Raw genomic sequence first — 26,321 nt, 5'->3', positions numbered from 1 at the left:
TGAAACGATGCGCCCAACGCTGAGGGCGCATCCGCTTATTCGCGGCCGCGAAAACGTCTCTGGTAGGCCGCGTCATAAAGAGCGCTTTCGCGAAAATCTTCCGTTTCCAGGGACAGGCCAACGAATATTAGCGCGGTGCGCTCGATCGGTTCAGCAGCCACCTTCGCCTCAATGGTGGAGAGCGTGCCTCGAAGCACTCTTTCATCCGGCCAGCTTGCCTTCACAACGATGGCAACAGGGCAGTCTCCACCGTAAAGCGGCGTTAGCTCGGCCACCACTTGCGGGAGTGCATGGATCGCAAGATGAATGGCGAGTGTCGCACCTGTTGCCCCGAAAGCGGTCAGGGTTTCATTGTTTGGCATTGGCGACGCCCTGCCTGACACTCTTGTCAGCACGAGGCTTTGTGCTGCAGCGGGAATGGTGAGTTCGCGGCCAAGGACAGATGCGGCAGCGGCAAAAGCCGGAACACCTGGCGTCATGGTGTACTCGATATCAAGCCGCTTTAGTCGGCGAACTTGTTCGGCCACAGCACTCCAGACGGACAGGTCGCCTGAATGAAGTCGAGCGATGTCCTTGCCCTCCGTCCTGGCGCGAAGGAATTCTGCTTCCAATTCATCGAGTGACATCGGTGCCGTGTCGATGATGCGAGCATTCGGAGGGCAGTAAGCGAGCAAGTCTGGGGAAACCAGAGATCCAGCGTAGAGGCAGACTTCACAACGTGCGATCAGGTCCCGGCCACGGACTGTGATGAGATCTGCTGCGCCAGGGCCTGCTCCGATGAAATGAACGGTCAAAACCCCGTCTCCTTCTTCACCCAATGCCACTGCGTTACAGGCATGGCAGGTCGCCACGCCATCATGCTCCCGACCGGAGCTGCACGAGCAATTGAAATTCTTGTCAGCTTACCGCCGTGCGCTTCGTATGCACGCAAAAGCAATGCCTCCATTTCAAGCGTGACGGCATTGGCCACGATGCGCCCGTTCGGCTTCAGCGCTGCCATCGCTACCTCCAAAACACCACTGTCACTGCCGCCGCCTCCGATGAAAATGGCGTCGGGTGGCGGCAGGTCGGAAAGAGCTTCCGGCGCGTGACCTTCAATCAGCATCAGTCCAGGTGTTCCAAGCGCCGCTGCGTTACGGCTTATCCGCTCGGCGCGCTCGTGTGATTGTTCAATCGCGATGGCCCGCATCGATGGATGCGACAGCATCCACTCGATGGATATTGAGCCTGAGCCGGCACCAATGTCCCAGAGAAGCTCGCCATATTTCGGCGCCAGCGCCGAGATCGTCATAGCCCTGACGTCGCGCTTGGTAATTTGCCCATCATGCTCGAAAAGGTCGTCCTCAAGGCCGGGGGCAAAGGCAATCGGCCGCGCATGGGGGGCGGCGATCAGATCGACGGCACAAAGGTTTAGATCTTGGATGTCGTCAAAGTCACAATCTTCAATCATGCAGGAACGGACGCGTTCCTGTTCACCTCCCAGGGCTTCGAGGATCGTGATCTTCGAGCCACCAAATCCTGCATTGTCGAGGCGTGCCGCAATCTCGCGAGGCGCCTTTCCATCCGATGTCAGCACAAGAAGGCGCCGGCCATTGTGCAAATAGGGCATGATCAACGAAAGCGGTCGGCCATGCAGTGAAAGCGTGGTTACATCCTGAAGAGGCCATCCGAGTCGGGAGGCTGCAAGGCTAAACGATGAGGGTGCGGGAATGGAGCGAATTTCGCTGGCGGCAATATGATGACACAGCGTCGCGCCGACACCAAAAAGGAACGGGTCGCCGGACGCCAGAACAACGACCGGCGTCCCGCGCCGAGCAATAATATCGTTGATCGAGTCTGCGAAGGGACTTTTCCATGCCAGCCGCTCAGCCTTCGTCAGATCCGCCGTCAGGCTGTGGTGGCGTTCGCCGCCATAGATAACGGAGGCCTTTGCGATGATCCGCTTAGCCTCCTCTCCAAGTCCCGCTGGACCGTCCTCGCCGATGCCGATAATTGTCAGCCATGGGCCTTTTGCGTGAGGAGTATCAACCATGGCAGCAACCCGTGTTCTCGTTCTTGGCGGAACGATGGAAGCACGCCTGCTCGTCGACGCTCTTGCGCGTTACCATCGCCTCGACGTTCTGCTGTCCCTTGCAGGGCGGACGGAGACGCCGATCTCGCATGCCGTCCCTGTTCGCATCGGCGGCTTTGGCGGCGGGGAGGGGCTGGCCGAATTCATCCGCACCGGCGGATATCAACTTCTCATCGATGCAACGCATCCCTTTGCAGCCCGGATCTCCGCCAATGCCGCCGAGGCGGTAGAAAAGACAGGAATTTCCGCGTTCCGTCTGTCGCGTCCAGGTTGGCTGGAGAGTAAAGGCGAGTATTGGACCCATGCAGGAAGCGTTCCAGACGCTCTCGCTCATCTCGGGCCACACCCACGCCGTATCTTTCTCGCCATCGGTCGTCAGGAGGCGCATTACGCTTTGAGCGCGCCGCACCATTTTTACCTTTTGCGCAGCGTCGATCCGATTGAGCCGCCGCTTGTTCTGGAACAGGTGCATTGCATCTTGTCTCGGGGCCCGTTCGTCCTCGAAGACGAAATTTCGTTGTTGCGCGAACACCGGATTGACATTGTGATCACGAAGAACAGCGGCGGCGATGCGACCTTTGCGAAGATCGAAGCAGCACGTTTGCTCGGGATCGATATCATCATGGTGGCAAGACCTGCTGCGAGCGGCTTGCCGGAGGTTGAGACCATCGAGGCTGCCTTGCGCCGAGTTGAGGAATTGACCGCCGCTCCGATGACAATCAGTGATCACGCCTTTGGCTCCGAACGCAAAAAGCGCGGTGTGTAGACAAGGGGCGGCAGGTTCTCGCGGTGAACTATGCGCGTTTCAGCCGAACCGACAATAATGCATGTCGCCATGTCTGCGTGCGTTTCATTGGCGTTTTGCAATGCGTGAATGGCAATGTTCTGATCAGGCCTGCCGACCGCTCGCGCAAAAATCACCGCGGTTTGCCCAGGAAGATTGGCCCTCAATATCTCAAAGGCGCGTCCCAGCTGCCAGGGCCGGGCTTTGCTGATCGGATTATAGAAGGCCATTGCAAAGCCCGCTTTCGCCGCCAGCTCAAGCCTCGTCTCAATCACGGTCCAGGGCTTCAGGTTATCCGAAAGCGAAATCGCGCAAAAATCATGTCCCAGAGGGGCGCCGACCGCTGCCGCTGCTGCCAGCATGGCCGTAATTCCGGGAACCACGGTCACCTCGAGCCTACGCCATTCCGGCTCGCCAGATTCGATTGCCTCGCAGATGGCTGCCGCCATGGCGAACACGCCCGGATCTCCTCCTGAAACAACCGAGACTGTTCTGCCGCTCGACGCAAGTCTCAGAGCGGCGCGCGCTCGATCAAGTTCTTCGCGATTGTCGGATGCATGGGCTGTCTGTTCCGGGCGGAGGTTAAGTCTGTCGAGATAGGGCTTGTATCCAAAGAAATCGGCACTCTGACGCACGGCGTGATCCGCCTCCGGCGTCATCTGAAGCGGATTACCTGGCCCGGTGCCGATGATGAACAGACGTCCGCTCAACGACTGGCCTCCCAACCGGGGACGAGGACCAGCGAGAAATAGGGCGCATCATCGTTCAGCCGTTCGGCAAGCCGTATCATCGCTGCATTGATCATTGTGCCGCGTTCGACATAAACAGCTTCAGAAAGACGGCCCGCCGCAGCAAGACTGCGCCGGATCTTCGGCAAATTGCGGCCGACCTTCATGATGACCGCGGCATGGGTATCGGCAAGCCGACGTGTTAGTTCAGCCTCGTCCATCGTTCCGGGAAGCACGGAAAGAACATCGTCGCCCTGTACGATCGGCATTCCCGCCAGCGACCAGCAGCCGGACATGGCGCTGATCCCAGGGATGACTTCAGTTGGATAACGATGTGCCAGGCGAACATGTAAATGCATATAGGAACCGTAGAACAACGGATCCCCTTCGCTCAGCACAGCAACAATCTGACCGGCATCCAGCCGGGCTGCAATCATGGCCGCAGACTCGTCATAGAACGCAGTAATCGCCGTCTTGTAGCGGCTGTCCTCTTTGTCAATCTCCGTCGTGACTGGATAATAAAGTGGGATCAGCGGCATGTCGTCACGCATCAATCCGGCAACGATCCCGCGACCGTTGCCGCTGCGCCCGCTCTTGGCAAAGAAAGCGACTGCATCTGCAGCCTCAAGCGCCTTGACGGCTTTCACCGTCATGAGGTCTGGATCGCCAGGCCCGGTACCGACGCCAATCAGACGTCCCGTCATAAGCCCGGCCTCGCAAGCGCGTTGACCGCAGCTGCCGTCATTGCACTGCCGCCCAGCCGGCCACGAATGATGGCAAAGGGAACGCCGTAAGACTGTTCTGCCAAGGCATCCTTGGATTCAGCCGCTCCAACAAAACCAACAGGCATGCCAAGAATGGCGGCCGGTTGCGGAGCGCCGTCGCGCAGCATCTCAAGAAGACGGAACAAAGCGGTTGGGGCATTGCCGATCGCCACAACGCTCCCCTGCAGACGATCGACCCAGAAATCGAGAGCGGCCGCAGACCTTGTATTGCCGATCTGCCTGGCGTGCTCCGCAGTTTGGGGATCGTGCAGCGTGCAGATGACCTGATTTCCGGCTGGCAGCCTTGCCCTGGTGATGCCATGGGCTACCATTTCCGCATCGCAAAAGATCGGTGCGCCCGCAGACAGCGCCGCACGGGCTGCTTCCACAAAGTCTTGTGAAAAGACGAAGTGCTGCGAAGCTTCCACCAAGCCGGCGGCATGGATCATGCGCACGGCAACATCGGCCTCTGCCTCGCTGAAACGCGACAGATCAGTCTCTGCCCTGATGATGGCAAAAGAACGCCGGTAAATATCGTCCCCGGTGCGAATATAGTCGTAGTCTGGCATGCCTATCCTTGCAGGAGCGCGGCGACAGCGCGCTTTCCGCCGAGCCGTGTAAGACAAGCGGCTGTCGATTCGCCAGCGCGCCGTTCCTTGCCAAGGTGTCGGGAAAGTCTCTCTAACGCGAAACGAGTGTCTTCGCCAGATATCATGGCATCTGGCTGATCCTGTGCTTTGCCGTCGATTAAAAGAGCCATACCCTCTGGAACGCCAACAAGTGCGAAGGCCGGGGCCGGATGGGCGCATCCTTTGGAACATCCAGAGAGATGAAGATGAAGAGACCCATCGAGCAGCTCAGGCGAGGATCGGAGAATCGCGTCTGCGAGCCCTTTTGTGTCGTAAAAAGCGCTCGCGCAATTTCCAACGCCGGGGCAGGTCGACACGAAATGCTCGGGATCGTCCAGAGATACGGAAAAACCAAAATTTCTTGCTTGAGTAGAAATGGCTTTTGCCCCTGCCTTCGAAAGCCGTGTCAGCATTAAGTGTCGGTCTGGTGCAAGCCGCAGATCAGAGGCGCCGGCCTCTGCCGCTCGATCAAGGAAGGTTTTCAAAGTGTCGCTTTGCATTTGGCCAAAGCGTGGGCGAAGTCCCAGAGCCCAATTGCCGGGTCCAAGGTCATGAAGTCCCGTATAGGATTGAAACGACACGAATTGCGGGGCCGCTTGCATCGTGCGCGGGCTCCCTGGGAAAAGCTTGCCTAAATTCAGTTCGCGCGCTCTTACATGAACGCCCTGATCGATCAGTGACTGCAGAATCTGCCCAACGACAGGCACGACTTCCGCAGATGTAAAATCACCAATGCCACAGCTGCTTTTTTCATCACCCGCAAGTGACACCGCCCATCGCTGATGGGAAATCGCCTTGATCTTGATATCCGCAGAAAGGCTGCCAATGGAGAAGCGTCCACCGGCGTCAACTGTCATGGCAAGTTTTGGCGCGATCGCGTCGTGGCTGAGCAGAGGTCCAAGTCTTGATCGCAGTTCGGTGGCCAGCGCTTTTGCGTCGCCAAGTTCGGTTGGATCGAGCCCGTGCAGTGGCGAGATTTCGATGGCTGGGCCTGAAGATGCCAAAATAGCTGAGTTTTCGACGGCTTCGGCAAAGAGCGTAGCGGTCTCTTGACGCAAGCCACGAATTTGCAGGCTGCCTCGCGCCGTGATCTCAATGAGGCCGTTGCCGAATTCGTTCGCCGCTTCCGCGACGCCAAAGAGTTGACCAAGCGAAAGAAGACCGTCGTTGGGTCGGAGCCTTACGAGAAGGCCGTCGCCCGTTTGCATGGGAGCTGACAGACTAGGGCAGGCGCCGCGTCGAATTGGCTTTGTGCTCTTTTGTCGATGTGCTGTCGGCATGGAAAACCCTTTCGCCACATTCCTTATCATGACAGGTGCTGCACTGGCAAAGTGACGCGATGAGGAGCTATCAAAATCGCTTTTGAAGAGAGGAAAGAAAGCCCCATATTCGGCTTGACCTTCCACTTGCTGGAAGGTTCACAACGGCTTCCACTGCCTCTGGCGCAAGGGAATTGGACAATGAGCAAAGATCATCGGCACGCAAATGGCTGCAACCATCACCACCACGCCGTGGCCGAAGGCACAAGCGCCGAAATCACGCGCGATCCTGTGTGCGGCATGCTCGTCGATCCGGATGCCGGCAAGCCCAGCCTAATTTATGAAGGACGGACCTACCATTTTTGTTGCAATGGTTGCCGCAGCAAATTCGAAGCAAATCCGGTGGACTACCTCACTGCCATTGATCCGGTTTGCGGCATGTCCGTTGCTCGTGCCAGCGCGAAGCATTTTCTGAAACACGAGGGGATCAAGTTCTACTTCTGCTCCAGCCGGTGTCAGGAGATATTTGCCGCAGACCCACAAGCCTATGCGAAGGGCGAGAAGCCAACGAGAAAGGCTATGCCGGAAGGCACCGTCTACACATGCCCTATGCATCCCGAGGTCGTTGCCGATCATCCAGGAGATTGCCCGAAATGCGGCATGGCGCTAGAGCCAATGGGCATTCCTCCGATCGATGAAGGGCCAAACCCGGAGTTGGTCGATTTTACGCGCCGGATGTGGATTAGCATTGCCCTTTCGGTCCCGCTCTTAATACTCAGTATGGGGCCGATGGTTGGATTGCCCGTCAGGCAGCTCATTGGCGAACCTGGTGGGACCTGGGCCGAACTGGCGCTTGCGACGCCAGTCGTTCTGTGGGCTGCATTGCCGTTTTTCAAGCGTGCCCTTGCCTCGTTGAAGTTTCACAGTCCGAATATGTGGACGCTGATCGGCATTGGTGTTGCCACGTCGTATGGCTACAGCCTGATCGTTACGTTATTGCCTAGAGTTCTCCCGCACACGTTCAACGATCATGATGGCCCTCCTGTTTACTTCGAGGCATCCGCTGTGATCGTGGCGCTGGTCTTTCTGGGGCAGGTCATGGAGCTCAAAGCTCGGCAAAAGACAGGTTCGGCGATCCGCGCTTTGCTTGACCTCGCGCCAAAAACTGCCCGTAAGATTTTCCATGACGGCAGTGAGAGGGATATTTCACTCGACGAAGTGAGCAAGGGTGATCGGCTAAGAGTTCGCCCTGGGGAGCGAATCCCCGTGGATGGCCGCGTCCTTGAAGGCCATTCCAGCGTTGATGAATCGATGATCACCGGGGAGGCGCTGCCGGTTGAAAAAGAACCGGGCGCAGTCGTGACAGGAGCAACGGTCAATGGCACCGGCTCTCTTGTTATGGAAGCGGAAAAGGTGGGCTCGGAGACGACGCTCTCCAGAATTGTTGATATGGTTGCTGCTGCACAACGTTCGCGCGCGCCTATCCAGGCCGTTGCCGACAAAGTCTCAGCCTTCTTTGTTCCGGCTGTAGTGATAACCGCTCTCGCTGCCTTTTCTTGCTGGATGATCTTTGGACCGGAGCCAAGATTGGCACACGCAATCCTTGCGCTGGTCGCCGTCCTCATCATCGCTTGCCCGTGTGCGCTGGGCCTTGCAACGCCCATGTCGGTCATGATTGCAACCGGAAGAGGCGCGCAAGCGGGCGTTCTCATCCGAGATGCGGCGGCCCTGGAGCGCCTTGCAGCCGTTGACACGCTTGTGATCGACAAAACCGGCACCCTGACACTGGGAAAACCAAAGATTACGGATATCGTTTGTGTTGATGGAGGGCGCGAGGATCGTCTTTTAGCGCTTGCGGCTGGGCTGGAAAAGGGGTCGGAACATCCACTTGCTGCGGCAGTGCTTGCTGGTGCGGAGGCTCGCGGGCTTAAGCCTGAAACGATTTCCGGCTTCAGTGCCGTAACGGGGCAGGGTGTTACGGGCGCCGTGCTCAGCGGCGATACCGTTGCATTCGGGAACGAAGCCTTAATGGCAGCATGTGGCATCGATCTGACGGACCTGAAGGTCAAGGCAGAGGACCTGCGCAATGATGGCAAAACCGTCATGTTCTTGAGTGAGAACAAGAAAGCGCTTGGTCTTCTCGCTGTCGCCGATCAAATCAAGGAAAACGCGTTATCGGCTCTGGAAGAGCTGCGCCAGCATGGGATCAAGATCGTCATGGCGACCGGCGATAGCGCCAGCACCGCCAATGCGGTCGCAAAGGCGCTTCGTATCGATGATGTTAACGCCGGCTTGTTGCCAGACGGAAAGAAGGATCTGGTGGCATCGCTCAAGGCGAAGGGCGCGATTGTTGCCATGGCGGGTGACGGCATCAATGATGCTCCTGCGCTGGCCGCCGCCGATGTCGCCGTTGCGATGGGTACTGGTTCCGACATTGCGATAGAAAGCGCCGGGATCATGCTTATGAAAGGAGATCTCGAAGCCATATTGCGGGCTCGTATTCTCGCCGAGGCAACGATCCGCAATATTCGCCAAAACCTTGGCTTCGCTTTTGGGTACAATGTGCTCGGTGTTCCCGTGGCGGCTGGCGTGCTCTATCCTGTCTTTGGTATTGTGTTATCGCCAATGCTCGCTGCTGCGGCCATGAGCTTGTCTTCGGTGTCGGTGATCGCCAATGCGCTGCGATTGAGACTGGCGAAGCTTTAGGTTTGGAGCTGTGGTCGGGAGATAAAGAATGAATATCGGTGAGACTTCCAGGCGTTCGGGTCTACCTGCAAAGACCATCCGTTATTATGAGACGATTGGCCTTATCCAGTCTGATCGTCGTGACAACAATTATCGCGACTATAGCGACGACCAAATCCACAAGTTGCGGTTTGTGCACAGGTCACGCGATCTTGGCTTCACGATTGAGGAATGTCGTCAGCTTCTCGCGCTTTATGAGGACAAAAGTCGCGCAAGCGCCGATGTACGAGACCTCGCCACCGCCCGTCTGTCGGACATCGACGCTAAAATACGTTCTCTTACTGAACTACGCAAAACCTTGGAAAAGCTCGTCCATGCTTGCCATGGAAATGCCAGACCTGATTGTCCCATTCTTGAGGAACTCGCTGAGGAGAAATCCTGACACAGCGCCACTACGGACGACGGTTCTAAAAAATTTGAATCTCTCTGGAATAAGTTTGCGGTTCATTGCGTATATCAAAGTATGAAACGAACCGAACGATCCTTTGACGTCTTAGCACAGCTCGCCGCGTTGCGGCGATATGCGCGCGCTCTGGCACGCAATTCCGATGACGCTGAAGACCTTGTTCACGATGCGCTCGTGCGGGCTTACGAGAAAAAACGTAGCTTCCGGCCCGGCGCGAACTTGAGAACTTGGCTGTTTTCGATCTTGCACAATGCGCATATCGACCGCATCAGGCAGAAAAGATCATTGACTAAGCGGCACGACGAAGCGTCGCTCGCTGCAGAACGGACGTTGCCAGCCGGCCAGGAGCATGCCGTTCGCTTGCAGCAGGTTCGAGAGGCGTTTTTTCAACTTCCCGAAGAGCAGCGCGAAGCGCTTCATCTCGTTGCCATCGAAGATCTTTCATACCAGGAAGCCGCCGACGCTTTGGGTATCCCGATCGGTACGCTGATGTCTCGAATATCGCGAGCTCGCGCCAACTTGCGAGAGTTTGAGGAAAAGGGCGCTGGAGTTCCCAAGCTGAGAATTATCGGAGGAAGTGATCATGAGAGCAGTTGAAGCGATCGCTGACGCTGATCTGCATGCCTATGTCGATGGCGAACTGGAAGTCACGCGCCGTGTCGAGGTGGAGTCCTATTTATCGCAGCATCCGGAGATCGCCGCTAAAGTGATGGCTGATCTCAGTATGAAAGGCGAGCTGCGTTTGGCACTTGCCGACGAGAACGCATTTGGTAAGGCATCTACGCGCGATGCCGCACGCCGGCTTGAGCGGGGACTGTCATTCGGCCGGGTTCTTTTTCAACTGCAGCGCGCTGCGGCCGTTGCCTTGTTCGTGGGCGCTGGCTGGGTTGCGCATAATTCGTTCGGTGCGTTTACGGCCGGCGAAGTTGTCGCCTCCGTTCCTGCGCCGCCTTATGTTGACGCTGCCGTGAAGGCGTATCGAACTTCTCTGGTGAGAAGCGAGATATCGTCGCCGTCCACGAGCGTCTACAGACCCGATGAGATTCGCGCTGCGACAGCCATCGTGCTTCCCACACTCCCAGCGGATTGGAAAGTCTCGGACGTGCAGATTTTCCCATCCGACTATGGGCCAAGTGTCGAAACAACCATCAATGTCAATGATGGGAAAAAGCTTTCGCTGTTTGCCGTAAGACCCGGCAGCTTTGCCGTCAGCGATGTTCGTCACATCGTCTTGGACGGTGCGGAAGCAGCCTATTGGCAAATCGGCGATGTCGCCTATGCCCTGGTTTCGGGTGGTCAAAACCTCGATCTGGACCGGGATGCTGAAAAGCTCGCCCGTTCGCTTTACTAGTTCAACTCAGGAGATTCACAATGAATCCAGTAAACCCACGCTTTGGTTACGGTTCTCAAGCCGGTTCCCAGGCCCTGATCGATGAGGGCCTGCGCCAGCACATGCTGCGCGTTTACAATTACATGGGGCTCGGACTTGTCATCACCGGTATCGTCGCCCTCGTTGTCGGCTCTACACCGGCGCTTTACGTGCCGATTTTCCAGTCGCCGTTGAAGTGGGTGGTGATGCTGGCTCCGCTGGCCTTTGTATTCTTTTTCTCGTTCCGTCTTCAGTCGATGTCCGCCTCAGCTGCGCAGATGACCTTTTGGGCCTTCTGTGCTGTCATGGGCCTTTCACTCGCCTCCGTGTTCCTCGTGTTCACGGGAACGAGTATCGCACGGACATTCTTCATTGCCGCGACCATGTTCGGTGCGACAAGCCTTTATGGCTACGTGACGAAGCGTGATCTCTCCCGATTTGGCTCGTTCCTGATGATGGGCTTGATCGGTGTTGTGATCGCGAGCGTCGTGAACATCTTCCTCGCTTCGAGCGCGCTGCAATTTGCGGTCTCCGTCATCGGTATTCTCGTCTTCGTCGGCCTGACCGCTTACGACACGCAGAACATCAAGGAGCAGTACTCGGAAAATTACGATCAGGAGTCCAATCAGAAGCTTGCCGTGTTCGGCGCTCTGTCGCTCTACCTGAACTTCGTCAATATCTTCCAGCTTCTGCTCAACTTCACCGGCGAGCGCGAGTAAGGATCAGCGAAAACCGCGCTTCTGGGGGCAATAGAAGCGTCGGCGAGCCTGGGCTGCATTTTGTGACAGGGATGCAGATCAGGCACTGAAGGAACGGCCGGGCAGCGACGCCCCGGCCGTTTCGCTTTTTAGAAAAGTCGATCTTCACGAAAGGCTTTAGCCCGCCCGTCGCTCCTTACAAGATTCCCCATGCGCGATAGCGCCCGCGACCCGTCAATTCGCGAATGCCGGTTTCTTTCAATAAATTCAGCGCGCCGCGGTTGGTGATCCCCAATTCATGAGCCACCATTCCACTCGATACCAGAGGTCGAGACAGGACGAATTCGGCAAGTTTTGGAAGGCTGCTGTTGGACCGACGATCGCGGAAGCGCGTTTCCAACTGCGTGCGGGCAATAGTCAGGCGATCAATCTCTTTTAATCCCGTCTGCGCCGTTTCGGTCATCGCTTCGAGATAAGCGCCAAGCCGCGTCAATCGGTCACGAGATCGCCGGCGTTCATAGCGGATCGATTTTAGCCCGACGTGGAAGGCAAAAAGATGCGAACTCACCTTGCCGGAACGCCGCAGGTAAGCTTCTGCCAGCAGACCCCCCAGCCAGTTCTGGCGTCGTAGTGGCTCTATCTTCTGCCAAAGCTCAAATAGCATTGCTGCGCCAAGGACGGGCGGAAGGCTGTCGGCGGCATCCACAGCTGCCCGCCATTGCCCAAGGCGCTTTGCCTCATCCCAGTCTTCATTGGCGAAGAGCCCCAGCGGATCGTTATCTTTGACTATGGAAGGGGCGACCAATTCCTCTCCTGGAGGGGGAGAAAAATGGGAATTAATCAACTTCTGCGAGCGGGCCAGAACGGCATCAATTTCAGCAAGTTGAGAAGAAAACCCATCCTCGACATCATCTCGGTTGTCTTCGTAGGATGAGGAGGTGGCCACGGGTAGGCGTTCAGCCGAGCTATCTTCGCCGCCTGAAAGAGCCGATAGGCCGCCCGGTGTAAATGGCCAGTTCTTTTCAGCTGCCCATAGCCGTCGGCGCGTACGCAAGATCGCGGCCGCGATCGTCAACTCATGGCTCGGAGCTTGGCTGTCCATATGCACATCATGGAGTACCAGATCCTCGACATGTACCAGTTCACCTGCAACCCAAAGCGCAGAGACGGAATCAAAATAATGCGCGCGTTCGCTGAAACCTTTACCAACCGGGGAATGCGAAACCCGCTCGTCCAATCGCGCAAGCGCGTCTTCTGCCGCAATGATCGCCGGTAGAAGAGCCTTTAAAAGTGCGGTTTCTATCTCGTAACCCATCAAACTCTCATAGCGGAAGCAAAGACGCGATTCGCTTCCGTGACCATGCCACGGTTGCAGGTCTCGCTCCAACCCCCATCGTGCCTATGCCCTCTGAAACCTTGCATCTGACAGGCAGCATGGGCGTCGCAGCTGTTAGAGCCACGCATTCACGGGTATGGAATCCATCCTGGATTCCTGCAGACGCTGCCGGCTATCAACTGTTTTGACTTGCGATAGCGCGGTTTCTCCGGCAACAAGTGCCAAAATGATTGGAAGGAAGACGTGAGACAAATACATATCATTGGCATCGGCACTGGAAATCCTGAACATTTGACGATCCAGGCGATCAACGTGATGAACCGCGCAGACGTCATCTTCATCCCTCTCAAAGGTGAGGGAAAAGAGGATCTTGCGGTCATCAGGCGAGATATTTGTGCGCGTTATCTATCCCATGGCAAGACAAGAATTGTCGAATTTGATCTGCCGGTTCGTGATGCGGAAACGAAATCTTACAAGGATGGTGTCGAGGCCTGGCATGAAGCTATTGCCACGATCTATTGCCGTCTTATCGACGGCCTTGGTGAGCACGAGGCCGGGGCTTTCCTCGTCTGGGGGGACCCGTCACTCTATGACAGCACACTTCGGATTCTAGAACGGGCGCGTGGTCAAAGCAAAGAATTTTCTGTCCGTGTCGTTCCCGGGATCAGCAGCCTTCACGCCCTCACCGCCAGCCATGCCATACCGCTTAATCCCATTGGTGAACCCGTCCAGGTGACCACGGGGCGTCGGCTGGCCGATGAGGGTATCAAGGCCGGGACGACTGTGGTCATGCTCGACGGCCAACAGGCCTTTGCAACGGTTGCAGACGACAACGCGGATATCTTCTGGGGTGCTTATCTCGGGACTGATCGAGAGATCAAGATCAGCGGCTCCCTTTCAGAGGTTTCTGAAGATATCCTAAGGGCAAGAGCGGAAGCGCGAGAAAGACATGGCTGGATCATGGATACTTATCTGATCCGGAAGCGCCTAGTTGGCGAGGAGTAGGCGAGCCGGACAAGTGCATCGGAAACGCGGCCGGCCTGATCGCCGTTGTCAGCGCGACCGCTCTTTTATTCGATTTATTTGAAATCATCGCGCTCAACGGCAATCATTCGAGCGCGACCCTGCCTGCCATCAGGAAGAAACGAGCAGGCAGACCGGTTGGCGACCTAAAAGATCCGCAACCGCCAGTTCTCCGCTCTTCTCATGCACCCGGCCCGTAAACGCGTCTTTACTTGCTCTACTCAGATCCGGGGAAAGCAACAGCTTTGTGTTGCCCCAGAATGCATCTGTCGCGACAAGACTTGATGCGTCGAGCTTTCCGAACATCAAACGGGGAACAACCGTGATTGCGAATATCTCTTCATCTTGCCGCGCATAAGCAACAACATGATCTGCGCGCTCACCTTCGACCGTCAGGGGGACATAGGACCCTTCTGCAAACAAGGAGGCATGTTGCTGTCGAGCTTGCAGAGTTGCGGCTATGATCCTCTGCTTGAGGTCCTGGACCGGAAGGGCGTCGAGCGGAGCGGGTTGCGACAGCGCGCGGCGCAGGCGATCGAAATCGATGTCGCGCCTATTATCCGGATCGACGAGGCTGAAGTCGAGCCCCTCAGCGCCCTGATAGATGTCCGGAATGCCGGGTGCTGTCAGCTTGATAAGCGTCTGAGCAAGCGAGTTTAGGTATCCCGTCTGAATAAAGGGGCGCAACGTCGTCCCAAAATCTTCCTGGAAACCCATGTTACTAGGAGACAGCAGAGCCTCCGCATAATCACTGACAGCTTTTTCGTAAGCAGCGTTCTCGGCCGCCCAATCCGTACGAAGTTTGGCCTCACGCAAAGCTTTCTCAACATATGCAAGGAAGCGTTCAGTAAGGGCTTGATGATCAACCGACTGAAGGTCTTCCGGCCAGATGCCTGCAAGCGCTTGATACAGCATCCACTCGACATTTTGTTCCGGTGCGGCTCCGTCATCAAGATTGATCAGGCGAGGTTTATTCATCTCGCGCCACCGCTCGAACCCTGCCTGCCAGATGTCGGCGCCTTCGGAGAGAGCGTAAAGTCGGGCACGGGCATCTTCCCCACGCTTCGTATCGTGGGTCGAGGATGCGGAAAGACCATGTGGCTGATTGAGCCTGCGGCTTTGCATGTTGTGATGGAAGTGCGAGATCCCGCCGGGCTGCTCCTGCGGTTCTCCACCAACTTCGTTGGTCGCAATGAGACGATTGTATCGATAGAAGAATGTATCTTCCATCGCCTTCGCCATCACCGGACCGCTTAGCTGTTGGAACCGAGCTCGAAACTCAAGTTTTTCGCCGCTGTCAGCCGACTCGGAGAGCAGCCCCACAATAAAATCGAGGGTAGAGGGAGACGATAGGGACTGACGGGCGTGCGCCGCGACCCGGTCAAGAACGGCCCTATCCTGACCGCCTAAGGCATCTTTCACGCCGTAGGTCCGATAAACGGGAAAAGCAACGAGAAGTGCGCGAATTGCCTTGGCAAGATCCTCGCGCGAATGGCTGCTATCGATTTTTTGCGCGATACGCGTGAGCCGTGAGACTTCTCCGGCAAAATTGACCGAAGACATGCTCGTTTTCGCTTGTGACAAGCCTGCCTGGAAATCGGCTGTTTCGCCAGCCAGCCCGCGGTATGCTGCGTCGAGCTGATCAAGGCCATCGGCATCGACGAAGAGGTCAGGCATGGCGGCAATAAATTCGTAGCCTGTCGTTCCTGATATCGGCCAATCGCTTGGAAGCACTTCACCGGCACCGAGGATTTTTTCGACCACGATGAATGTTTCGGGTCCAGCCGCAGCGCGAAGTTGTTTCAGGTAGCCGCCGGGATCGGCAAGACCGTCGACGTGATCGACGCGCAATCCTTGAACAATGCCTTCGCGAACTAGATCGAGGATTAAGCGGTGGCTGTCTGCAAAGACCTGTTCGTCTTCGACCCTTAGTCCGACAAGGCCGGTGACCTCGAAGAAACGCCGGTAGCTGAGATGCTTGCTGGCTTCCTTCCAATATAAAAGCTGCCAATGCTGGCGTTCGTGAAGTGCCTGCATACGGGCACTATCTTTGGAAAGCGCCTCCAAGGCTTCTGGCCGATCCGAAGTTTCGGCAAGAATATCAATCGAACTTTCTTCGGAAAGGGGAAAACGGTTATCGAAATAGGCAAGATCCAGCCTGCCATTTTGGCCATGAATTATCTTCAATTCTCCGTCCGCAACGGCTTGGTCGAAAGGTTTGCCGAGAACCGGAAGTGTGAGCCGCTCGTTCCAATCAATATCGAAATAATGGGCGTAACGGCTCTTCCGACCGTGTTCGATTACGTCGCGCCACCAGCCGTTTTCCAGAGAGGCAGCCATATGATTGGGCACGATGTCGATGATGAGCCCAAGCCCTTCTTCCCGCAGCCGCTGCGCCAGTATGTCGAAACCTGACCTTCCACCGATCTGAGGATCGATTTCGTTCGCATCGGTTATGTCGTAGCCGTGCGTTGATCCTTCTGTCGCGGTAAAGATCGGCGAGGCATAAAAATGGCTGATGCCGAGAGACTTGAGATAGGGGACGAGTGCGGCAGCGCGCTCGAATGTCATCCCGTTGCGAAATTGCAGGCGATAGGTGGAGGAGGGTATCGTCATATGGTTCCGCTGTCAGACGGCATCTCGGCCTGAAGGGCAATGCCGCAACGGACGAAGGATGCGATTAAAGGCTGGACTTCGAACGGCGATTCCGTTCGGCGCAATCTAAACGGAACATGGGGCTCTTTGTTCCTGCAACGCGATGGTTTGAAAGGCACGCCAACTAGGTCTTGCTCAGTCGACGAAGAAGCCGACGCTTGCAGCCTGTCCAGTAGAATCGATTACCGTGAGGCGGGAGTAACCACGACCATCGGGCGACCACTGGTTGGTTCGAGTGCGCGCCACATCGGGCAGGGCCTGTCCATTCGCTAGCCATCGAAATGGTGCACGTCCCCCTTGCAGCTTTAAGGTCAAAGGCATGGGGTTGCCTTGACGAAGACCAAGGTCGATATGCGCGCCTTCCGGTGGATAGACGATTTCCGGCGGTTTTTCCCGGCCATAAGAGATGATCAGACCGCTCGGGCTGATTGAAAACCGTCTGAGGCCAATCGGCAGATCGGCCTGTAAAGTGCGTCGCGCTCCAAGCGGCGGGCGAGGCAATGGGGTGATGGAGACGCCCGCTCTGGAAAAGGCTTCGAAGAGAAGGGGGGCAGCTGTTCCATAACCCGTCAGGCCGGGCACTGAGGCATTATCGGGCCGACCAACCCAGACACCGAGAACATGTCGGCCGTCGTAACCGACCGACCAAGCGTCTCGGTAACCGTAGCTTGTTCCGGTCTTATAAGCGATGCCGATTCTACGGGCGCCCACCGGCGGGGTCAGGCCGGAAAGAATATCGGCGACATTCCACACTGACGTCTCATCAAGGATCGGAGCATCGTCAATGTGGCCCGGTTGGCTGAGGATCCCATCGCCGAGTCTGACCGGCATACCCCGATTTGCAAGCGCAGTATAAAGCTGCACCAGGTCCCGCAATGTCACGCCAACGCCGCCAAGCCCTATTGCCAGGCCAGGGACATTGCCCGGCGGCAAAACCGGCTGAACGCCTGCCCGCCGGAGGCGACCCATCAACCGTGCAGGGTCAACCGCGTTCAAAAGTTTTATGGCCGGCACATTCAAAGAAAGCTGCAGCGCCTCGCGGATCGTCACGTCGCCTTGATAGCTCATATCGAAATTCTTCGGGCGATAGCCGAAGAAATCCGATGGGCGATCTTCGATGATGGTTTGTTGTGCCACCATCCCCTGTTCGAAGGCCAGACCGTAAATGAAAGGCTTCAGCGTCGAGCCAGGCGAGCGCGCTGCGGCGGTCATATCGATCCAGCCGGACCGCGCGCTGTCAAAATAGCCGGCCGACCCAACTTCGGCGATGATGTCGCCGGTCCTTGCGTCTGCCATGATCATCGCCAAGGAAAGCTTCGGGCTTAGCCGCAAGGACGCTTCCTGCGCGACGGTTTCCAGATTTTGCTGCACATGTTTATCGATGGTCGTGCGGTAAATCTCGCGCCCTGGGGCCCTGCGCAGTGCCTCTGCCGAAAGGTGAGCCGCTAATGCTGGCAGCGGAAGACGTGATCTGGGAACAGGTATGCTCTCTGCACGATCCGCCTCGCCATCCCCGACAACCTCAGCAACGGCAGTCCTCTCCAGCACGCGGCGTCTTGCCTGCTCGGCGATATTGGCGAACCGGTCCGGTCGCCGACGCTCGGGAATTTGCGGCAATGCGACCAGAAGAGCTGCCTCCGCAACGCTCAGCTTTTTCGGTTCCTTGCCGAAATATGCAAGACTGGCCGCCCGGACGCCTTCAAGATTGCCTCCGTAGGGCGCATGGGTGAGATAAAGATTGAGGATCTCTTCCTTTGAGAGGCGTCGCTCGATCTGCACTGCTCGCGCCATCTGGAGAAGCTTGCTCGAGAAGGACCGGGTTTCTCTCGGCTCTATCAGACGAGCGACCTGCATAGACAGCGTCGAAGCACCAGAAACGATCCTGCCATTTGTCATCAGTTGAATGGCTGCGCGGCCAATTGCGACCGCGTCGATCCCATGGTGAACAAAAAACCGACGATCCTCGTAGGCGACCAACATCTGTACGAATTGTGGATCGACGTCCTTTACGTTCGTTCGAAGTCGCCATCGACCGTCCGGAGCTGCAAAGGCCCTCAGGAGCTGACCGTCAGCATCCAGAACTTCAGCTGAAACCACATCAGCTTTGTCAAGGGGCGGCGGGAACTCCCTGTCGGCAACGACAAGGCCAGCTGACATGATGACTGTCAGCAGGAAGCAGCCGCCAAGGGCAAATGCGAGCTTTTGCCTGCGCCTCATGGCTTTGCGGAGAGCACCTCCATCTTGCTCATTGCCGTGCGGGCCGAAAATTGCGGCCGATACATATCCTCTACAGTCGCTGCCGGATGATCATAGACACCGGGTGTCACAGCTCTAACCACATAGGCAACCGTCAGCGTGTCAGAATCGTCAGAAACACTGCTGTCATCGTCACTGCTGTCGTCACTGGTGCTCGTCGTCGCGCCGCCGAATGCGGCAACGAAACGATCGCTGCGGAATTCAGTGTGGGCCGGCTTTACCGCGCCCAGCCAGTCAAAATTCGCAAGCTTCGCACTATCCACTAGAGAGGGATTGTCGATTTCGAGACCAGCCGGCAGCAGATCAGTTACGACGATCCGCTGTTCCCATTGGTTCTTCTTCGTGACCCGCAGAACCACAACGTAGCGTTCGTTCTGCCTTGCTTGAGAAATTTCCGTCTCTTGACCATCAAGCGTATAATAATGACGCTCGATGGCAAAGCCATTCTCGCTCGCTGGCAGTGGCACGGCCGGCGCAGCGACGCTGGTCACGACGGCAGCGATGTTGTCCATGCCGCGGTTGGTCACTGTGATAGCTTTGTTCAGCAACGCATCTCCGTCTACGGTCGCACGATAGCCACCTTGATGAGCGGCGCCATTGACCTCAAGCGACAGGTCCGCATCGCTTCCTTGCAGCGACCTCGCAGCAATGAGCATCCACGCCTCTTCTTGTGTGCTAAAATATCTTTCTTTTGCCCATGACGCCGCCAACGCCTTTTCCAGCTGCGGAATGATCGGTGGAACGGGGCGGCTTTCCGCCGCCAGCGCCAGAATTGCGGCAGCGTCGCGGATAGGCGTCCCATAATCGTCGCGGGAGAAGTTCACCGGGGTGATCATAGAGGTGGACGACATCTGAAGCGCGCTGGCAAATATCGTTTTCGAACGAACAGCATCCCCGTAAAGCGAGAGCGCAGCAGCAATATGAGCCTTTGACAAAGGGGTCGGGAACGAGTCGATCTTTGTATCAGCGTAATAGCGCAAATCGCTGATCGAGGCCTTCCTGTTCCTCGCCAGCACATAGAGCGCATATGCGATGTCTTCGCCCTGATCTTCGATATTGACATCGTAGGACAAGGAATTTTCGAGATTGCGCAAGGCCTGTGCCAGCGCCTCTTCAGGCACGGCGAAGTTCTTCTCCCGCGCACGCGTCAGGAAGTCCGTGACATATGAATCGAGCCACAAGTCACCCGAGCTTGGTCCCCAGAGGCCAAAGCTGCCGCTTGAAGACTGGTAGGATAGAACGCGATAAATTGCGTCCTGCACACGCTTCTTGATATCCTCCTGTTTATCCATCCCATACTGTTCGATGAGATCCGAGACATAAAGCAGAGGCAACGCCTTGCTGGTCGTCTGCTCGGCGCAACCGAAAGGATACCGGTCCAGCGACATCACCAGTGCGGGAATATCGAACGCTGCCGAGCGCGTTACGTTTACGCTAATAGAGGCGCCCGGCAGGATGCTGTCGGCAAGGAGAGCTTTATCAATCGTAAGAGATTTTCCAGGTGCGAGCGAGACGAGCCTGCGATTGGTCAAAGGCATGGCCGGCGAGCGGACAGGAACGTTTAAGGTTTGATCGAGCGTTAGATCGTTTCCGCTCAGGCGAATTGCAACGGCGCCATCCCCCGGCGTCAGCCCGGTAACCGGGAAGACGACGGTGGCTCTACCGCCGGCGTCGAGCTTCAGGGCTTGCGAACGGGCACGCACGCCAACCGCCTGATTGCCAAGAACTTGAAGCTGATAAGTGCCCGCCGGCCCGTCAGTATTGGCGGCTTCTATCCGCAGCTCCGCCTGATCGCCGGGGGCCAGAAACTTGGGCAGGCTGGCGGTAACGACGATTGGGTCGCGGATGATGACATCGCGTGTCGCGTGGCCCACGCCGGTTTTTGTCCAGGCAACGGCCATCAGGCGTGCGGTGCCATTAAACTGTGGAAGGTCAAACGTCACCTTGGCATGACCCGTCGCATCGAGCTTGACCGGCCCCGAGAAGAACGCCAGCAGCTTTTCTTTTGGCGGGCTCGCCTGGAGCGAGACTTCGCCACCGTCACCGCCCGTCCGCAAACGACCGGTCGAGCCGAGCGAACCGTCGATCAGTCGTCCATAGATATCGCGGATTTCAAGACCCAGCATTTTCTGGCCGAAGTACCATTCCTCGGGATTCGGCGGCTCGTAGCGCGTCAGGTTCAGAATGCCGACATCGACGGCAGCAAGCGTAACATAGGCTTCTTCATTCACGTTCGCACCGGAAACGCTGATATCGATATCGAGCGGTCCCCGCGGCTGCGTCTTATCGGGCGCATTTACATTGATTTCCAATGCGCGCTGTTCAGGATCCACCTTGAGCCATTTGATGCCGATTGAGCGCATCGGCATATGGTTATCTTGAGCATCGCCCGGACGGAAAAGAGTGGCGGTGACATAGGTGCCTGCGCCCCAGTCCGCGGTCACGGGAAGGTCCATTTCCCCGCCATTGGCGGCTATTTCAGCATTTTTGACGTCAATCAGCTTTTCATGACCGATGGTGACCATCAGCTGGCCGGCGTAACGCGAAGCAACCTTCAGATGGGCCGTTTCCCCGACTTTGTAGCTCGCTTTATCGAGCGCTATTTCAAGGCCATCCGGGGTTTCCGTCGACGTCGCTGCAACAAACCAGCCAGCGTCAAATTCTACGCTCGAGGCCGGCCCCTCGGCTTCGGCACTCTCCACTTCCAAGCGGTATCTTCCCCATCCCACAGGAGCGGAGATGCGCGCACCGTCGGCGCCTGTATCGACAGTGCCATTCGCCACTTGTTTGGTTGTGTAGACTGATTCGTATCGCCACGATGTTCCTTCACGGTACCATTGGTAGTTTCGCTCAAGAGAGAGCAGCTTCCAACGAAGGCCTTTAAGATTTGCTTTGGCACCATCGGTTCCAACGCCAATCACCGTGAAATTCGCCAATGAATTCTCCGGAAGGTCGCCAGAAAATTCAGGCTTGATGCCAATGAAGGGATGGCCGCTCTTTACAGGCAACGTCAGACTGCGCTCAATGGCGCGTCCACCAACCTCTTGCATCCTGATGTAGACGGTCGCCTCAAGGGGGCGCGTTGATGAAGGGGGTGTTCCAACGTTCAGATCCGTCGAGGCCTCGCCGCTTTCATCGAGAGTTGGAAGGCCCTCGATCGGCTGGCGGCCGTCGCCGGACGCTTCTTCATCTGCCAGGCCGAAAGAATAATTCGGGAATGCCGCCAGTGTCCGGGTCGTCCGAAGAACAACATCGCCATCAAGGGTTAACCCGGCTGCGGGTGCACCGTAGAGATATTTCCCTTGGATTTTGATAGTTGCGGGAGAATCGACGCCAATCTCTTTTGCGTCGGTCGTCAGCGTCATGTCTGTTCGATCGGGAACAAAATCGTCGATCAGGAAGGTATTTACGGAGAGCGGTGATCCTTTTGGGTCGGCATAGATCATCATCGACCAGCTGCCCCGCATCGCGCTTTCAGGCGTAGGCAGGTCCACCACATAGCCGCCAAGACTGCTTTGCGTGAGGATCATTCTGCGATCTTCGACACCGTCCGGGCGCTTGAATACAAATGTCAGCGGTAGCTTTTCGACCGCTTTGCCCTCGAGGTCTCTTGCCAAAGCTGCCGCGTGCACAGTCTCCCCGGCGCGATAAATCCCGCGCTCGGTCCAGGAAAGAAGATCGATCGCGCCCGGCGAACTGCGTCCTGTTACCCCTCGGTCCGAAAGATCGAAGCCAGCGCGTGTCATGTCGAGGAACACGTAATCGCCGCCGGCGTTCTTGGCGGCAATGACAGCGGGCGTCAGAGCTGCCGTCCCTCGGATTAGGCCCGCAGCAAACGTGGCACGACCGCTGGCATCGGTTTTCGCGGTGCCAAGCACTTCGTTGTTCTTGGCAAGCAGTTGAAGCTCAACACCCTCCATCGCCTTTGCCGATTGAAGCGAGCGCGTGAAAACATTCAGCCCGTCCGAGCCCGCATAAGTTGTTATGCCGATATCCGAAACAAGGAACCACTGCGTCGCCTGGTCGTCCCACTCGTCACTTTTTTTCTCAGGAGAGGACGCAGTCAGAACATAGATGCCGGGTTTTCGTTGGGGCAAAGCCTCATCGATGGGAAAGCTGGTGACGGTGTCTTTATTCAGTTCGCCGCCAATATCGATAGAGCCATTCCAAACCAGCTCTCCGCTTTCCTCCTCAATCCTGCTCGCGCCATAAGATGAAAGTTGCGTCAGGAAATTCGAACTGGTCAGCAAAGGTGCAATACCACGCTCGCCTATGCGGTAGAGCGCCAACTTTGCCGAAGTCATATTGACGGAAACGAGCGGGATACCACGCCTTACCGTTGAAGGAAGCACAAATCCGTCACCGCTAAAATGAACAGATGGCGTTCGATCCTTGACATAAATATCAAGGTTGACCGGCGCTTCCAGGTTTTCGCCGACGGACGATGGTAGTTCGGCGCGGAAGACAATCTGATAATGTTCGCCGTGCGTGAGGCCTTCTACGCAAATTTGCCGATCTTTCGCGGCCACAGACTTTGGCGCTGATCCGTTGACGGTGACAAAAGGCGTATAATCGACCGTCTTGACAATAGGATCTGAAAAAGTGGCACAAACGCGCGGTACGACGGCGTCATTATCAACCGAGTGGTCGGTAATCCGAAAGCCATGATCGGCCTTCAGCTTGAGATACGCGGCTTGTGTTTCCTTCGATGATACGAGCGCCAGGCTTTCTTTATAGGCATTTATTGCTGAGCGATAGTTCTCCTGCAATGCCAGGGCTTTCGCCAGGATATCGAGTGCGCCGGCGCGCGCTTGTGCCGTCCGCGTCAGGTTATAGGCGTTGACAGCAAACAGCACCCCCTCACCATAGACGTTGTTGGTTCTGGCCGTTGTCGCGACATTTGCGGCCTCCGACCACAGATCGGGATTGTCGGGCTGCAAGGCCAAAAGGCTTTTGTAGGTCTTAAGCGAAGCCACAACATCGCTTAACGCCTCATAACGTGCTTGGGCATAGAGCGCGTCGGCGCTTTTGTTCTGCTCATCGGCCGCAACCGCAAGTTTGGCTTTTTGCTCCCTTGCTTGCCGCTCAACATCGTCAGGCAAGAAGGAAAGCTTGGGCGCGGCGCCCAGTTCAGTCTCAGCGGTTCTACCGGGTTCGATAATCTTTCCGGCTATTGCACCGACGAGAGGCTTCATCGTCTTGAAGTCTGACTTCAGAAAGCACCAAGATCTTTTCGTACTATAGGTGAAAGCCTTGCAGGATTGGTCGGCGATACAGGACGTTTTGCACTGATCGAGGCTAAGATTCTTTTCTGTTCTCAGATCGAATCCGAAGAAATCCGCATCCTGGACCAGCTCAGCGCTTCGTTGCGTGTCGGCAGAGATCGCAGGCTGAGAGAAACAGAAGCTTACCAGAGAAACCAGCACGAACAACGCGCGATACATCATGATCCCCTCCACGCTAAACAAAGCGTATTTCCACACTCTTAGGTTACAGATAGCCAATGTCAACGCGATGAATGCGAGCAAAAGACGAATTGCGCGCCATCTCAGGCAATGCGCTATCTTCGATTCCCAGCGAATCGTCGATTTCGAAAGATTGGAGGGTTTGCAACACAAAAGATGCAGTTAAATAATCAAGTCCACAGATAAAAATTTCAGCATTAACAACCAGTTAATCTCAAAAAATAACGGTCCTAGCGCGGAACAAATCACCGGTAGTACCGTTCTGTTGTTTCTAGCGGAAGATGGTTGCCCAAATTCCGGTCGTGCAAAGGCAGGAATGATCTTATGGCCACGAATATAGTACGCAGTTGGCTCCAGGACAGCATAATGAATCAGCGAGTGCTTATTGTCGAAGACGAGTTCTTGATTGCGCTCGACCTGGAAGCAACCGTGCAAAATATGGGTTTGGAGGTTGCCGGTCTCGCGTCGAACATGCCGCAGGCGCTCGATCTTGCTCCCATTGCGGATGTTGCGCTGGTTGACGTGAACCTTTCTGATGGCGCAACGGGACCTGAGATCGGCCGGAAACTTGCCGAGACTTACGGTGTGACGGTCGTCTTCATGACTGGCAATCCTGAGGTTATCGTTGATGGCGTCGAGGGCGCGATCGGTGTTGTCAGCAAGCCTGTTATGCCTTCAGTCGTGGAGCAATCGTTACGTTACGCAATGGCCCGCCGCAACGGTGAGCTTGCCACTGTTCCAAAGCAGATGACGGTTTTCGCCTGAAAACGAGAGCTAGATAATAAGAATTGCTCTGAAATCGTTGACGTTTGTTCCTGTTGGCCCCGTCATGAACAGGCTGTTGACAGAGGAAAATGCCCGGTGGCTATCGTGGCCAGCAAGCATTTCCTGCGGATCATATCCGAGCGCACGCAACTCGCGTACGACATTTCCATCGAAATATGCGCCCGCATTATCTTCCGATCCATCTATGCCATCCGTATCTGCCGCTAGGCCTACGACGGTCAAACCTTGTAGCGCAAGTGCGGCCGACAGGGCGAACTCGCTGTTACGTCCGCCTTTCCCCCCGCAGCCGTGCTTGATGGTTACAGTTGTCTCTCCACCTGACAACAGCACGACTGGTTTGGCGAACGGACGGTTTTTTTCGGCGATCTCCCGCGCGATGGCTGCATGCACCAATGCTACATCGCGTGATTCTCCTTCTATGGAATCGGACAGAATAACGGGCGCAATACCCCGACCTCTGGCCACATCAGAGGCTGCTTCAAGCGAGCGTGCCGAAGATGCGATGATGAAATGCTGATGCTGCTGATAGAGTGGATCATCAGGACGCGGCGCGTCAGCGGCGGATGATTGAAGATGACGGACTGCGGCCTCCGGGAGATTGAGCCGATATTGCCTCACGACATCAAGAGCATCATGGCGCGTTGAAGCATCAGGGACTGTCGGGCCGGAGGCGACATAGGCAGGATTATCGCCAGGGATATCGGAGACGATTAAGCTCACGACACGGGCGCGGGTTGCCGCAGCAAGGCGACCTCCTTTTATGCGAGAAAGATGCTTTCGCACGATATTCATCGCTGATATCGGCGCACCTGAAGAGAGTAGCACCCGATTGACGGAGATTTCGTCTTCCAGGCTCATTGATGCTGGAGGTGCAGGCAGAAGCGCAGATCCGCCGCCACAGATTAGGGCGATCACCAAATCTTCAGGCCCGAGATCCGTGATCGCCTCGAACAGGCGCTGCGAGGCGGTAAGACCAGCGGCATCGGGGACAGGATGAGCTGCCTCAATGATGTCGACATATTGCGTTGCGCAGCCATAACCATAACGCGTAACAACGACGCCGCTCAGAGGTCCATCCCATACAGACTCAAGGGCTCGCGCCATCTGCGCTGCGCCTTTTCCCGCACCGATCACGACCGTGCGACCCTTTGGCTTGGCTGGCAAGTGAGCCTTGATGCCGGCGAGCGGATCGGCGGCTTTGACGGCCGCCTCAAAAAGCTCCCTCAGAAAAAGACGCGCGTCGCCAAATCCTTCGTTGCCCCATGCTGTCATCTCGACCTCCCTTGATCATCGACTTTTGACATAGGTCCACGCGACAAAGAAGAGCTTGAGCGAGGATCATCTCGC

At 56.5% G+C, this 26,321-nt stretch carries 19 protein-coding genes; 8 read left to right on the top strand and 11 right to left on the bottom strand.

Translation table 11 applies throughout. The features are described from left to right. Positions 1-35: 35 nt before the first annotated feature. Both cobM and cbiE read right to left on the bottom strand, forming a co-directional pair. Complete coding sequence (gene cobM / locus VQ830_RS06130) at positions 36-794, bottom strand: precorrin-4 C(11)-methyltransferase (RefSeq protein WP_337267200.1); 759 nt, start codon at positions 792-794, stop codon at positions 36-38. Beyond that, positions 791-2,032 (bottom strand): precorrin-6y C5,15-methyltransferase (decarboxylating) subunit CbiE, encoded by a 1,242-nt coding sequence (gene cbiE, locus VQ830_RS06125; protein WP_337267199.1) that lies wholly within the window; start codon positions 2,030-2,032, stop codon positions 791-793. The genes cobM and cbiE overlap by 4 nt, the downstream gene beginning before the upstream one ends. On the opposite strand from cbiE, the gene VQ830_RS06120 reads away from it, so the two are divergent. Then, a complete protein-coding gene (locus VQ830_RS06120; RefSeq protein WP_337267198.1) occupies positions 2,031-2,837 on the top strand; it encodes a cobalt-precorrin-6A reductase in 807 nt (268 codons plus the stop codon). The genes cbiE and VQ830_RS06120 overlap by 2 nt on opposite strands. Here the strand turns inward: VQ830_RS06120 and VQ830_RS06115 are convergent. Genes VQ830_RS06115 through cobG form a run of 4 tightly spaced genes read right to left on the bottom strand, consistent with a single transcriptional unit; the run spans position 2,798 to position 6,256 of the window. Then, positions 2,798-3,565: a precorrin-3B C(17)-methyltransferase gene (locus tag VQ830_RS06115; RefSeq protein WP_337267197.1), complete on the bottom strand. Its 768-nt coding sequence runs from the start codon at positions 3,563-3,565 to the stop codon at positions 2,798-2,800. The genes VQ830_RS06120 and VQ830_RS06115 overlap by 40 nt on opposite strands. Then, positions 3,562-4,287, bottom strand: coding sequence for a precorrin-2 C(20)-methyltransferase (locus VQ830_RS06110; RefSeq protein WP_337267196.1), 726 nt, complete (start codon positions 4,285-4,287; stop codon positions 3,562-3,564). Before VQ830_RS06110 ends, VQ830_RS06115 begins: the two co-directional genes overlap by 4 nt. Beyond that, positions 4,284-4,916, bottom strand: a complete 633-nt coding sequence (locus VQ830_RS06105) for a precorrin-8X methylmutase (protein WP_337267195.1) — start codon at positions 4,914-4,916, stop codon at positions 4,284-4,286. The genes VQ830_RS06110 and VQ830_RS06105 overlap by 4 nt, the downstream gene beginning before the upstream one ends. Before the next feature lie 2 nt (positions 4,917-4,918). Next, on the bottom strand, positions 4,919-6,256 hold the full coding sequence (gene cobG, locus VQ830_RS06100; RefSeq protein WP_337267194.1) for a precorrin-3B synthase: 1,338 nt from the start codon (positions 6,254-6,256) through the stop codon (positions 4,919-4,921). A gap of 180 nt (positions 6,257-6,436) precedes the next feature. Between cobG and VQ830_RS06095 the strand changes: the two genes are divergently transcribed. From VQ830_RS06095 to VQ830_RS06075, 5 genes are all read left to right on the top strand, one after another. Continuing rightward, complete coding sequence (locus tag VQ830_RS06095; RefSeq protein ID WP_337267193.1) at positions 6,437-8,941, top strand: heavy metal translocating P-type ATPase; 2,505 nt, start codon at positions 6,437-6,439, stop codon at positions 8,939-8,941. Between the two features lie 28 nt (positions 8,942-8,969). Continuing rightward, complete coding sequence (gene cueR, locus VQ830_RS06090) at positions 8,970-9,362, top strand: Cu(I)-responsive transcriptional regulator (RefSeq protein ID WP_337267192.1); 393 nt, start codon at positions 8,970-8,972, stop codon at positions 9,360-9,362. An 81-nt stretch (positions 9,363-9,443) separates the two neighbouring features. Beyond that, complete coding sequence (locus VQ830_RS06085; RefSeq protein ID WP_337267191.1) at positions 9,444-9,983, top strand: sigma-70 family RNA polymerase sigma factor; 540 nt, start codon at positions 9,444-9,446, stop codon at positions 9,981-9,983. Then, complete coding sequence (locus VQ830_RS06080) at positions 9,970-10,737, top strand: anti-sigma factor family protein (protein WP_337267190.1); 768 nt, start codon at positions 9,970-9,972, stop codon at positions 10,735-10,737. The genes VQ830_RS06085 and VQ830_RS06080 overlap by 14 nt, the downstream gene beginning before the upstream one ends. Before the next feature lie 20 nt (positions 10,738-10,757). Next, positions 10,758-11,474, top strand: coding sequence for a Bax inhibitor-1/YccA family protein (locus VQ830_RS06075; protein WP_337267189.1), 717 nt, complete (start codon positions 10,758-10,760; stop codon positions 11,472-11,474). A 175-nt stretch (positions 11,475-11,649) separates the two neighbouring features. Here the strand turns inward: VQ830_RS06075 and VQ830_RS06070 are convergent, their stop codons facing one another. Beyond that, entirely contained in the window at positions 11,650-12,768 is a 1,119-nt protein-coding gene (locus VQ830_RS06070; RefSeq protein WP_337267188.1) for an RHE_PE00001 family protein, read from the bottom strand. Positions 12,769-13,032: 264 nt separating this feature from the next. Between VQ830_RS06070 and cobF the strand changes: the two genes are divergently transcribed. Continuing rightward, complete coding sequence (gene cobF / locus VQ830_RS06065) at positions 13,033-13,794, top strand: precorrin-6A synthase (deacetylating) (protein WP_337267187.1); 762 nt, start codon at positions 13,033-13,035, stop codon at positions 13,792-13,794. Between the two features lie 129 nt (positions 13,795-13,923). Here cobF and treY read toward each other — a convergent pair whose 3' ends face one another. From treY to VQ830_RS06050, 3 genes are all read right to left on the bottom strand, one after another. Beyond that, positions 13,924-16,428 carry a malto-oligosyltrehalose synthase gene (gene treY, locus VQ830_RS06060; protein ID WP_337267186.1) on the bottom strand — a complete coding sequence of 835 codons (2,505 nt, stop codon included), beginning with the start codon at positions 16,426-16,428 and terminating at the stop codon, positions 13,924-13,926. Positions 16,429-16,602: 174 nt separating this feature from the next. Then, the gene (gene pbpC, locus VQ830_RS06055; RefSeq protein WP_438617347.1) at positions 16,603-18,684 is read right to left on the bottom strand and encodes a penicillin-binding protein 1C; all 2,082 of its coding nucleotides are present in this window, start codon (positions 18,682-18,684) and stop codon (positions 16,603-16,605) included. Continuing rightward, a complete protein-coding gene (locus VQ830_RS06050) occupies positions 18,681-24,170 on the bottom strand; it encodes an MG2 domain-containing protein (RefSeq protein WP_337267185.1) in 5,490 nt (1,829 codons plus the stop codon). Before VQ830_RS06050 ends, pbpC begins: the two co-directional genes overlap by 4 nt. A 342-nt stretch (positions 24,171-24,512) precedes the next feature. Between VQ830_RS06050 and VQ830_RS06045 the strand changes: the two genes are divergently transcribed. Then, positions 24,513-24,953 carry a response regulator gene (locus VQ830_RS06045; RefSeq protein ID WP_337267184.1) on the top strand — a complete coding sequence of 147 codons (441 nt, stop codon included), beginning with the start codon at positions 24,513-24,515 and terminating at the stop codon, positions 24,951-24,953. A 9-nt stretch (positions 24,954-24,962) separates the two neighbouring features. Here VQ830_RS06045 and VQ830_RS06040 read toward each other — a convergent pair whose 3' ends face one another. After that, positions 24,963-26,246, bottom strand: a complete 1,284-nt coding sequence (locus tag VQ830_RS06040; RefSeq protein WP_337267183.1) for a glycerate kinase type-2 family protein — start codon at positions 26,244-26,246, stop codon at positions 24,963-24,965. Positions 26,247-26,321: the final 75 nt, after the last annotated feature.

Source organism: Oryzifoliimicrobium ureilyticum, assembly GCF_037199735.1.
In the GTDB taxonomy this organism is placed as follows: Bacteria; Pseudomonadota; Alphaproteobacteria; order Rhizobiales; family Rhizobiaceae; genus Rhizobium; species Rhizobium ureilyticus.
Note: the sequence above shows the minus strand (reverse complement) of the source record. Positions and strands in the feature narration are given on the sequence as shown.